The sequence below is a fragment of the Streptomyces sp. NPDC006458 genome (assembly GCF_040612135.1).
Classification (GTDB): Bacteria; Actinomycetota; Actinomycetes; order Streptomycetales; family Streptomycetaceae; genus Streptomyces.
Genome location: NZ_JBEXPR010000051.1, coordinates 20,583 through 31,219 on the forward strand (window position 1 = coordinate 20,583; position 10,637 = coordinate 31,219).

A 10,637-nucleotide genomic window follows, 5' to 3' on the forward strand; every position below is an offset into this window, starting at 1 on the left:
CGAACGAAGATCAGCCGCACCGACCCCCACGCGCCCGGCCCGCCCGCACAGCAGGGCACGAAGGGCACGAAGTCGGCCTGCACAGGCTACGGATATGTCATCGTTGAGGTCCGGCCCGTCGCTCTCCCCCGTAGCGGCGGGCCGTTCCTTGTGCAGGGGGCGAGGGCGACGGCGGGCCTTTCGGGCAATGCGGCCAGCGGGGCGGCAAGCGCGGCCTGCCACGCGGGCGCTCGGGCGCGCGGCCCGAGAGTTCCGGTCCTGGTGAAGCGTTCTGGTCCCGGGAGAGCGACGCTGACGTATCGTGACGCTATGAAGAGCATCCACTGGTCCGCGATCGGCGCGTGGACGGCAGGGTGGGCGGTCGTCACCACCGCATACTGGCTGCTCAGCAAGGTGATGGATGAGCCAAGGCACCTCGCAGAATGTGCTGCGCTGGCAGCGCTCGCCATCGCCTCCGGTGAGTGGAGCAGCCGCGTACGGCGACGCCGGAAAGCAAAACGCGCTGCACTGCGGGCCCAGGCCGACGAATAGCCAAGTGCCGGCCTCCGCGGGTTGTCGCCGTGGACACTGCACCGTCCGCCGAGGCCTCGCCAGACGCAGCATCAGGAAGCTGCGGTCCCGTGCGGCTGGCGGATGGGCACGGGACCGCAGCTCGAGCCCTGCCGTCTTCTCAGAGCAGGACCTTGAACCGTATGCCCACACTTCTGACAAGCGCGGCGCGCAGTGCTGCAGTGGCATCGTCGACCCCCCGGTTGGCGGGGCACCCTGCCCGATGGCCAGTCACCCATGCGTCGCGGACCTGACCCGCCAATACCGCGCACGGCGGTCACCAACGCATGCCGCTCCGCGATGTCGTCCATGGGAGTCACGCGACCTTCTACCACGCCGGCCTCGGAGTGCCGGAGTGGCCGCCCGTCGTCTTCGACGGTGTCCGCCACCCCGGGGTGTCCGAAGTCGCGCGCTGCACGGCGCCGCGTTCGGCGTGCCGGCCGACCGGCCCGCACCATGCCGGCCCGGACATTACCCGGATGCCGCACAGGCTGCTGACCGAGATCGCCGCCTACCGCCGCTTCCGGCCCAGGGGAAGCCCGTACTGCCGAAACGCCGCCATAGAGAGCGTGGACTCCAGCGCCTGGACACCTCGGTCAGCCGCCTCAAGTACGAGCTCCGCCGCCGGGTCGGCCCTGAAGGTCTGGGCGTGCGCGGCGACGAGGTATCAGAAGCCGTTGTCGTACCGAACTTGATCGACGGGTTTCCGCAGTTCAGGCATGATGCCGGCATGGCGAGGCATGCTCGGGCCGTTGGGTTGTCTCGTTGGTGGAGGTGCCGGGATGGCGTCGGTGGCGGGTCTCCTGGAGGAGCGGGAGCTGGTCGCGCGTGAGCGCGTGGAGGAGCTTCGGGAGGTGGCGGACCGGGTACTCGCTGAGCTCGCCGAAGCGGAGACGGCCTGGCACGAGTGGCTGATCGCCCGGCAGCGCGTTGGCGAGGTTCTGTCCGGGCCGCGGCCCGGACAGGCAGGTGAAGCTGGCCCGGGAGCCGGTGAGTCTTCCGGGTCGGAGCCCGCGACGAACACGCCCGCCGAGGTTCCCCTACCGAGCGCCGCGCGATCGGGCCTGATCGTCCCAGTGTGGCATCCCGCGCTTTCCATGAACGCGCTCGCTCCCCACTACCAGCGCATCCTCGCCACGCTCACCGAACAAGCATCCGGCGGAAAGCCAGTGATGTCCCGTCAGGAGATCACCGCCGTACTCGGACTGGAGCCGGTTCCGGCAAGTGTGGAAGGAGTTCGGTCGAAGATGAAGCGGCTGGCCGACCGGGGCTGGGCCGACGAGCCCACCCCGGGACGGTTCACGCTCGCCGCCGGGCCAGCCGGCGGCTCATGAGCATCGTCGTCTTGTCCTCACGTGATCGCCAACGAAAGAGCAACCAATGCAACCGATTGTCCTATTCGACCTAGACGGCCTTTTGATCGACTCCGAGCCGATCTGGGACGCGGCAAAGCGTGAAGTGTTCGGTCCGCTTGGCCTGCACCTCACAACGGAGATGCAGGCGGCGACGCGCGGGCTGCGGCAAAGGGACATGGTGGCCTATTGGTTCGATCGGGCCACCATTCAAGCCGACCCCGACGACGTCGAGCAGCAGATCGTGGCCGCCGTGTGCCGTAGGCTGGAGAGAGTGGTGCTGAAACCCGGCGCCGAACACGCCGTCGCGGCGTGCGCGCGTGCATCGCGGGCGATGGCCGTCGTGTCATCTTCGCCGGAGTCGGTGATTCGGCATGCGCTCGCGAGCACCGGCCTTGACCGATCTTTCGATGCCGTGTTTTCAGCCGAAGACGACGAACACGGCAAGCCCCACCCGGGCGCCTATCTCCGCGCAGCCGCCGCCCTCGGTGCGTCACCCGACGAATGCATTGTGATCGAGGACTCGCTCAACGGCGTCCTCGCTGGCGTGTCAGCCCAGATGACGGTCGTCGCCGTTCCCGAGGCCGCTGATCGCTGCGATCCTTGCTTTGCGATTGCCACTCTGGTATTGGAGTCCCTCAAGGATCTCGATACCTCTGTATTCGGCGCGTATGTGTCCAGGGGGAGCCGGGACGCCACGTGAGCATCGCGTGCTGCGGATCCTCAACCGTTCCGCGAACCAGATCGTGCTGTATGACGCCCTCGATCGTGGGTTCGGGCCTTCACGGGTGAAGGCCCGAACCCACCCCGGGACGGTTCACGCTCGCCGCCGGGCCAGCCGGCGGCTCATGAGCATCGTCATCGACCACAGCACTATCTGCTCATGCACGGCGGACAGCGTCTCGTAGTCGCGCACCAGGCGCCGCGAGCGCATCAGCCAGCTCAGCGTGCGTTCCACCACCCAGCGTCTGGGCAACACCACGAACCCCGAGGCGTCGTCGCCGCGCTTGACGATCTCCAGAGCGAGCCCCAGTTGCTGCTTCGCCCAGCTGACCAGGCGACCCGCGTAGCCGCCGTCGGCCCACACCAGGATGATCCTGCGATAGCGGGCCCGGACACGTTCCAGCAGCGGCATCGCGGCGTCCCGGTCCATCACGTTCGCCGCGGTGACCATCACGGCCAGCAGCAGCCCCAGGCAGTCGACCACGATGTGCCGCTTGCGCCCCGGCACCTTCTTGGCCCCGTCGTAGCCGCGGGTGGCCGCCGGCACCGTGGCCGCCGCCCGCAGTGACTGCGCGTCGATCACCGCCGCGGTCGGCTCCGGATCGCGGCCGGCCTCCTCGCGGACCAGGCCGCACAACCGGTCGTGCAGTTCCGCGAGCAAGCCCTTCACACGCCACCGCCGCGCGAAGGCGTAGACGCGGTCCCAAGCCGGGAAGTCGCCCGGCATCGCTCGCCAGGTGATGCCGCCCGCCACCAGATAGCGAACAGCGCCCAACATCTGTCGGTGGCAGTACCCCTCCGGCTGCCCGCCCCGCCCCTCCAGCCACAGTGGCACCGGCAGACAGTCGCGCACGAGGGCCCATTCCGCGTCCGTCATGTCCGACGGATAGCGCGGTGCACGTCCAGGGCGATCACCCGCGTTCCCGAACCGGTGAGCGAGGCAATCACACGATGGGGCAGCCCAGTTGGACTCCACCCACACGAGAGCGTAAGACTGCAACAACAGGGTCTCCTGGTGCGCTCTGGCTTCGACAACCATGAGTTGAACCGGAGGCCCTGCCTTCATGCGGCGCACAAGCGAGAGATCACCCGACAGAGGCGCCACACTGGAACCGATGTCCACCATGATCGGTACGACAACAGCTTCTCAGATCTGCCGCGCTCCGTCCCAGGGGATCACAGCTACCAGGTATGCCCCCATATCGTTGAGGGCTGACGCTTCCGGGAGGCGCATCAGACCGAAGGCTGCCCCTGCGAACAGCCCCCATCCAAGGATTCGGCGCCCCTGTCGTCCCGTCCCGCAGACCTCGCACGCTCCGTGGTAGAGCGTTGCCGTCACCACGACGATCACCGCAGCGTACACCCGCAGCTTCCAGTCCTCGGGCGGGTTCGGGGCGACGCAGGCCGTCCCGAACGAGTTGGCCGCAATCGCGACGAGGAAGGGCAGCACCGCGAGAACGGCGGCGAAGGGAAGCTTGAGGAGCGCGGACGACACCCATGTCGCCGCTGCTCCGATGACGTCGGCGACGGCCTCAGCGAAGTCGCCGACATTCTTGACGACGACGGCGGTGACGTCCCACGCCACCTCGGCGAGAGCCATGAGGCGGTGCCCCGCTCTGAGGCTCGCGTCCCGCACCAGTCCCAGACGTATGTCCTCCGGGACGCCTTGATCGATGGAGATCTCCATCGCCAGACGCGCGGCAAAGAGTCGCAGCGTGCCGGGCAGAGCTGTGGAGGCGGCCAGGTCGGTCAGAGAGGCTCGTGCTCCCGCCCGGCGCATCTCGTCGATGAGCAGCCGTCGCTGCTTGTCACTCCGGACTGTGTCGAGGATCAGGGCGCTGGTTGTGTCGCACCACCACAGTGATGCCCCCTGCGGCTCAGTCCGTGTGCCCGACTGTGCGGGAGCCCACCAGTTGGTCACATGTCGCAGCAGTGTGAGGCGTGTATGGTGCGGCAGCGCGGGGTGCCTCAGCACGGCCGTCAGGGCCGCCTGGATCTCCCTTGCGGGCTGGGGCGACGGCGGCAGCCGATCGACGGCTGCCCGACGGTCGGTCAGGGGCACAGAGTCGTCTGCCACGATGGGAAGCAGGATGCCCCTGACGTGCCGCTCGTCCAAGGTGCTCACGTGCTGCAGCGCCCGCAGCTTCTGCGTTGCGCTCGTTTCCGGGTCCTCTGCCACGGCCATCATGGTCTGTTCACGCCGCTCGGCATCCTGGATGGCCCGTGCTGCCGTAATCCGCAGTTCGGTCGGCAACCAGCGGTCTTCGGCAAGTTCGGCCAGCACGGCGGCGGCACGCGGTGTGCTGTAGGAGATGGTCTGCAGCAGCGTGAACGCCCTGGTGCGGTCATCCGGGGGCAGGTCGTCACGGACCAGATCGGCGAGTGTGTCCGCGATCATTTCGGCATGCTGTACGTCCAGTTCCGCCGCGGCTGCGAGCCGTGCCGAACTGGAAGCGCTCGTGTCAGTCATGCGCGCCACGAGAGCTTGCGTGCCCTCGGGGAGCTGCAGACCGACCATGACCCTGGCGGCTTCGAGCCAGTCTCGCTGCTCGGCGCCGGGGTCCGTCGCGATCTGGCGCAGGACACTGGTGCCGTAGGGGTGTCCTCGGCGCACCAGTTCCTCGGCCGCCGGGATTCGGCCGCGGTCAGCAGGATCCGCCGCCATGGTGCGCAACGCCCTGATGCCACGGGGATCGTTGAGGTCGGCAAGGGCACGGGCCGCGTTCAGCCGGGTATCGACGCTTGCGTTGCCCGGCCGGGATGACGTCTCGAAGAGGATGTCGGCGCCGCGTCGGTCCCCCATCCGGGTCAGGGCCACCGCGGCCGCTTGGTCCCCGGACTCGGCGGCGCCGTGCAGCACCGTGGAGGCTGTCGCCCGTGCGTCTTCGTCGACCTGCGAGCCGTCGGCGACGAGAGTGGCGATGAACGACGCCCCGCCCTCACGTCCCGCGAGTCGGCGCAGCGCGGACTGGAGTCCGCGCTGTTCATTGCGCCGTTGTTCATTGTGCCCCCAGGCGTCGACCAGGAAGCGGGCCACCGAGGTCGCCGCCGGGTCGGAGGCGCGGGCAAAGACCGGCACCCAGGCGGGCCATCGCGGGTCGCGGCCGAAGAGCCGACGGAACTCCGTACTGCTGAGCCTGGAGTCACCGGCGATCCGTTCAGCGGTGAGGAACTCGGCAAACGTCTGGTGGACGAAGACAAAGTCGTCGCGCCGCTGCAGCAGCAGCCCGCTGTCACGCAGGAGTTCGGGAAGGGCGTCCGCAGACAGTTCGCGCCAGCGTCTGCCCTTCATGGCGCCTTGAGAGGTGGTCCACCATTTGGTCAAGAGTTCCAGGACCGACTCTTGGGTACCCCCGTGGCGTTCGTACGCGAGGCGCTCGATCAAGCCGGGCAGCATCTTGTGCAGCTTGTTGAGCGCTGCTTTACCCTCGTCACCGTACCGTTCTGTCATTTCAAGGAGCTGCGGGCGCGGGGAACCGCTCCGAATCCATCGTCCCTCGTAGAGTGCGTCGACGAACTCCCGGTACACGGCGCTGCGGCCGCGCGGCAGCGGTCTGTTCTGGTCTGTCACGAACAGTTGGCACAGCATGGAGGCCATCAGCGGAGTCCTGGCGGGATCCGTCATCCCGGAGGCTTCGAGCCGCTCCATGAATTGTGCCGCGGCATCCTTGGGATCATCCAGTTCCCGGGCCGTGAACCAGCGTTCGGCGAATTCGGTCAGCTCTCGGGGGTTGAGCGGCAGCAACTCGAACCGGGGCAGTCGAGGGGGAAGCTCGCTGGCCGGCAGGGGGCGGGTCGTCACCACGAAGCGGTAGTTGTCGCCGACCGTCTCCTTGGCACGCAGGTCGGTGATCTTGCGGAGAACCATCTTGCGCGCTTCCGGACTTCCGACCTCGTCGAGTCCGTCCACGAGGACCAGCCAGCGCGCCGCCGGCACCGGGGGCCGGTCAAACCAGCCGGCAGGCCAGCCCTCCGCCGAGGACGGGGTCACCTCGCGGTCCACCACGTCGGCGAGCACAGCCAGCGGCTGCTTGTCGACGAAATCACGGGCGTCCACCCGAACGGGAACCAGATGGTGCCACTTCCTGGGTCCCCAGTAACCGGCCAGCTCGGTGACGGCATGCCGCAGGAGACTCGACTTACCGGCACCGGGCGCGCCGACCAGCAGGACATCCTGGTCGAGCTTGAACAGTTCCGAGGCGGGGATGCGGTCGCTGTCCGGCCGGTCGGGGACCGGATCCTCGGTGCTTTCGTCCGACCGGGACGCGTCCTCACCGACGTACCGGCTGACGTACACGATGGAAAGTGTCTTCGGAGCCTTGCCCTCGATCACCGGATACGGGTGAGATCCGTCCGCCGCCGTCACGGCACCGTCCAGGTACTCCAGCAGCAGGGGGGTCGCACGCCGCCAGCCCCCCGCCTCCAGCTGACTGCGGTCCAGCCTCCGGGGCCATGGCCCGTCCAGAGCCGCCCGGGCCGCCCCCGCGGGGCAGCGTGCGAGGATTTCCTCCACGGGCACCAGATGCGCGCTGGTATTCAGGTCGGAGGTGGTCAGCATGCCGCACACCGCGCCGGTCCGGATGTTGACGACAGCGCTTCCGCTGCAGCCCTCTCCCACGCGTCCCGCCACGCGATGCAACCCGGGCGCTCCGGGGCGGTCGCTGCGCAGAGAAGTGCCTTCATAGCGCAGGGTGGCGGACTGCCCGGACTGGAAGCCGCCGACCGGATGGCCGTACGTCCACAGATCGTCGCCGATCCGCACCACATCCGAGGTGAGAACCGGCGCGATCGGCTCGGACGAGGTGCGGAATCTGTCGACGATGCGCAGCAGGACGAGGTCGAGGCCACTGTCGCGATCCCGGACGAATGAGCCGCCCACGGGCTCCAGGGCCAGGTCCCGGCCCAAGGCGACCGCACGGCCGCGCAACCTCTTCGGCAACGAGCCCTCGTCTTCGGCGACGACATGTGCGCAGGTCACCACCAGGTCGTCGGCGATGACGAATCCAGTGCCGACATCACCGGAGGGCGGTTCGAGCCGTACGGTCGCCGCCTTGAGGAGTCCCTCCCAACCGCTGAGAGCTGCCGGGATCACGGGGTCGAAGGCTGCTCCCATTCGAGCTCCACCGTGAAGGCCGAAGAGGTCCGCGCCTTGCCGACCACGGCGACGACGGATCCCGATTCGAGGGCGAACTCACAGCCGAACTGCACCCGCACACGCGTTGCTTCGCTCTGCCGCAGCTGCGTCACCACGGCCCTGGCGGTGCTCGTCAGCCCCTCCAGGGCCTCGTCCAGGCGCCGACGGGCACGGCCCGAGATCTCCCGCTCACCGCCATGGCCGCCATCGAGCTCCCTCACGGCCATGTAGACCTTCTGCCCGTCCACGTCGAGGAGGACGAGACGGTCCGAGCCCTCGTCACGCTGTCCGTCCCGCACGCGCTCCTCCACAACCGGCGTTCGTCGGGTAGTGCTACGGATACAAAGCGTAGCGGCAACTCAGGCCGAAATGCAGCCACTTGAGGATGGACAGAACCCTCCAGACGTCTGCCGCACAGAGCTTGTCACCGCCGTCCGTCATGGTCTGCGGGAAGAGCATGAAGTCCAGGCCGTCGTCGGGCGGATGATCCCGGGGGTCGGGTGCTGAGCGGGGTTCGGTGTGCCGGATCAGGTCGGTGATGCGCCAGTTCGGGCGGAAGCCGGCGCGCCGCGCCTATTCGGCCTCGGCGTTCTGGTCGGCCGGGGCTTCAGCCGGGGCCGATGGAGAGCGGGATGCGGGCCCGGGAGACGACGACGCACAGTGAGCACGAGCAACTCTTGCGGACTGCGACGAGACTGAGACGATCTCGCTGCGGCTGGTGTGATCACGGCGTCCGAGTTGTCCTGGACAGCCCCGTTCACCGGGCTGAGCCCGCGTCAGTTCGGCAAGCTGTTCACCGAGCTACGGCGCGGGGGCGGGGATCTGGTCCGCGAGGACCGGCCGTGGAGCCTGCCGCTGGAGGACCGGGTACTGCTGGTCGCCGCGTATTCGAAAGCTGCACCGTGTTCTGCGCGCCGAACTCCTTCGACGAGGGCGGCCGTCGGCTGCGGCTTGTCGCCCGGCTCGCCGAGAGCCGGGGCACGCCGCACGGCCGTGAGGGCAATGTCATCCGGAGGGAGCAGGCGCTGTCGCCCCGCGCTCAGCGCCTTTGGATGACCCTGCCCGCCGACGGCCCCAGCGTCCTCAGATGATGCCCTGCGCCGTCATGGCCTGGGCAACCCTGAGGAAGCCCGCGACGTTGGCGCCGAGCACGTAGTCGTCGGGGCTGCCGCCGTAGGCCTCGGCAGTGGCACGGCACTGCGCGTGGACGCCTCGCATGACCGCGGCGAGGCGGGTCTCGGTCTGCTCGAAGGTCCAGCTGTCACGGGACGCGTTCTGCTGCATCTCCAGCGCCGAGGTGGCCACCCCGCCCGCGTTGGCGGCCTTGCCGGGGCCGAAGAGGACACCGGCCTCCCGGAACACCTCCACCGCCTCGGGCGTACAGGGCATGTTCGCGCCCTCGGCCACCGCGACGGTCCCGTTCTTGACCAGGGCCACGGCGTCTTCGTGCCGCAGTTCGTTCTGGGTCGCGCACGGCAGGGCGATGTCGCACGGGACGTCGAACACCGTGCCGCGGGCCGAGAAGCGCGCGGTCGGCTTCGCTTCCGCGTACGCAGAGAGGCGGGCTCGGCGCACTTCCTTGACGTTCTTCAGCAGTTCCAGGTCGATGCCGTCCTCGTCGACCAGGTACCCGGAGGAGTCGCTGCAGGCCACTACGCGGCCGCCGAGGGCGTGCACCTTCTCCACCGCGTAGACGGCGACGTTCCCGGAGCCCGACACCACCACGGGGCGGCCGTCGAAGCCTTCGCCGCGGGTGGCGAGCATCTCCTGGGCGAAGTACACCGTGCCGTAGCCGGTGGCCTCGGTTCGGGCGTGGGAGCCGCCCCAGCCCACCGGTTTGCCGGTGAGCACGCCGGACTCGTAGCGGTTGGTGATCCGCTTGTACTGGCCGAAGAGGTAGCCGATCTCCCGCCCGCCCACGCCGATATCCCCGGCGGGCACGTCCGTGTGCTCACCCAGATGCCGGTGGAGCTCGGTCATGAAGGACTGACAGAACCGCATGATCTCGCCGTCCGATCGACCTTTGGGGTCGAAGTCAGCGCCGCCCTTGCCGCCGCCGATCGCCATCCCGGTCAGCGCGTTCTTGAAGATCTGCTCGAAACCGAGGAACTTCACGATGCCGAGGTTGACGCTCGGGTGGAACCGCAGACCTCCCTTGAACGGGCCGAGGGCGCTGTTGAACTCCACCCGGAAGCCCCGGTTGACACGCACCGCTCCCTGGTCGTCGACCCAGGGAACCCGGAAGATCAGCTGCCGCTCGGGCTCACACAGTCTTTCCAGGATGCCGGTCTCGGCGTACTCGGGGTGCCGGTCGAGCGCGGGCTTGAGGGAGTCCAGCACTTCGGCCGCCGCCTGGTGGAACTCCGCCTCCCCAGGGTTGCGTCGGCAGACCTCCGTGTAGACGGCCTCGATGTGTGCGCTGAGGTTCATCACTGCGTCCTGTCCTTCCCTGTCCTCGGGCGTTCTGTCGCCCCTGTCCTGCCGGGCCGCCTCGCGCGAGGCGGCCGTCCCGGCCCGCGGCCCGTGGAGTCCGCCCTCGGGATTACGCAGAGGCCTGCGTCATCCTCTCAACGCGATGATCCGTCGGTCGGCCGCCATCGGTGCCACTCTGTCGAATCCGGCGGGCCCACGACGTGGAAGCCGCATCCTCGCGGCCCCGCAGACGATCGTCTGCCACGACGGCATCCGCGCGATCCGCTCGCCGCGCGTGTGTGCCACCAGACGTCCTACAGCGACGACAACCGCGCACGCAGGCTGTGGGCGACGAACCTCACGAGACCACCGGGCTCCTGGGGCGGCAGCATGCCGTCGGCGGCCTTCACCGAGAACATCCGCGTCCCGCCGTGCCCCTCCCTCTGGGCCATGCGCAGCAGGTCGAG

8 protein-coding genes and 1 pseudogene are annotated in these 10,637 nt (G+C 68.7%); 5 read left to right on the forward strand and 4 right to left on the reverse strand.

All coding sequences use genetic code 11. The features are described 5' to 3' along the window. Positions 1-309: 309 nt before the first annotated feature. The 3 genes from ABZZ79_RS37675 to ABZZ79_RS37685 all read left to right on the forward strand — a co-directional run bounded on the left by ABZZ79_RS37675 (position 310) and on the right by ABZZ79_RS37685 (position 2,604). Positions 310-531 (forward strand): hypothetical protein, encoded by a 222-nt coding sequence (locus ABZZ79_RS37675; RefSeq protein WP_356696842.1) that lies wholly within the window; start codon positions 310-312, stop codon positions 529-531. 800 nt (positions 532-1,331) lie between these two features. Beyond that, on the forward strand, positions 1,332-1,883 hold the full coding sequence (locus tag ABZZ79_RS37680) for a hypothetical protein (RefSeq protein ID WP_356696844.1): 552 nt from the start codon (positions 1,332-1,334) through the stop codon (positions 1,881-1,883). 46 nt (positions 1,884-1,929) lie between these two features. Beyond that, positions 1,930-2,604, forward strand: coding sequence for an HAD-IA family hydrolase (locus tag ABZZ79_RS37685; RefSeq protein ID WP_356696846.1), 675 nt, complete (start codon positions 1,930-1,932; stop codon positions 2,602-2,604). 114 nt (positions 2,605-2,718) lie between these two features. Here ABZZ79_RS37685 and ABZZ79_RS37690 read toward each other — a convergent pair whose 3' ends face one another. From ABZZ79_RS37690 to ABZZ79_RS37700, 3 genes are all read right to left on the reverse strand, one after another. Then, positions 2,719-3,501, reverse strand: coding sequence for an IS5 family transposase (locus tag ABZZ79_RS37690; RefSeq protein ID WP_356696848.1), 783 nt, complete (start codon positions 3,499-3,501; stop codon positions 2,719-2,721). Between the two features lie 270 nt (positions 3,502-3,771). After that, positions 3,772-7,737, reverse strand: a complete 3,966-nt coding sequence (locus ABZZ79_RS37695; protein WP_356696850.1) for a trypsin-like peptidase domain-containing protein — start codon at positions 7,735-7,737, stop codon at positions 3,772-3,774. After that, a complete protein-coding gene (locus tag ABZZ79_RS37700; protein WP_356696852.1) occupies positions 7,713-8,057 on the reverse strand; it encodes a CU044_2847 family protein in 345 nt (114 codons plus the stop codon). The genes ABZZ79_RS37695 and ABZZ79_RS37700 overlap by 25 nt, the downstream gene beginning before the upstream one ends. A 421-nt stretch (positions 8,058-8,478) precedes the next feature. Here ABZZ79_RS37700 and ABZZ79_RS37705 point away from each other — a divergent pair. Both ABZZ79_RS37705 and ABZZ79_RS37710 read left to right on the forward strand, forming a co-directional pair. After that, a pseudogene (locus ABZZ79_RS37705) lies at positions 8,479-8,646 on the forward strand (IS5/IS1182 family transposase); the annotation flags it as partial. 14 nt (positions 8,647-8,660) lie between these two features. Then, on the forward strand, positions 8,661-8,849 hold the full coding sequence (locus ABZZ79_RS37710; protein WP_356696860.1) for a hypothetical protein: 189 nt from the start codon (positions 8,661-8,663) through the stop codon (positions 8,847-8,849). On the opposite strand, the gene gdhA is transcribed toward ABZZ79_RS37710, so the two are convergent. After that, the gene (gdhA, locus tag ABZZ79_RS37715) at positions 8,842-10,188 is read right to left on the reverse strand and encodes an NADP-specific glutamate dehydrogenase (RefSeq protein ID WP_356696854.1); all 1,347 of its coding nucleotides are present in this window, start codon (positions 10,186-10,188) and stop codon (positions 8,842-8,844) included. The two genes, ABZZ79_RS37710 and gdhA, sit on opposite strands and share 8 nt — an antisense overlap. Positions 10,189-10,637: the final 449 nt, after the last annotated feature.

What these genes read in the sequence shown, in the direction of transcription:
- ABZZ79_RS37675 (WP_356696842.1), top strand. Translation starts at nt 310, where the DNA reads ATGAAGAGCATCCACTGGTCCGCGATCGGCGCGTGGACGGCAGGGTGG.
- ABZZ79_RS37680 (WP_356696844.1), top strand. Translation starts at nt 1,332, where the DNA reads ATGGCGTCGGTGGCGGGTCTCCTGGAGGAGCGGGAGCTGGTCGCGCGT.
- ABZZ79_RS37685 (WP_356696846.1), top strand. Translation starts at nt 1,930, where the DNA reads ATGCAACCGATTGTCCTATTCGACCTAGACGGCCTTTTGATCGACTCC.
- ABZZ79_RS37690 (WP_356696848.1), bottom strand. Translation starts at nt 3,501, where the DNA reads ATGACGGACGCGGAATGGGCCCTCGTGCGCGACTGTCTGCCGGTGCCA.
- ABZZ79_RS37695 (WP_356696850.1), bottom strand. Translation starts at nt 7,737, where the DNA reads ATGGGAGCAGCCTTCGACCCCGTGATCCCGGCAGCTCTCAGCGGTTGG.
- gdhA (WP_356696854.1), bottom strand. Translation starts at nt 10,188, where the DNA reads ATGAACCTCAGCGCACACATCGAGGCCGTCTACACGGAGGTCTGCCGA.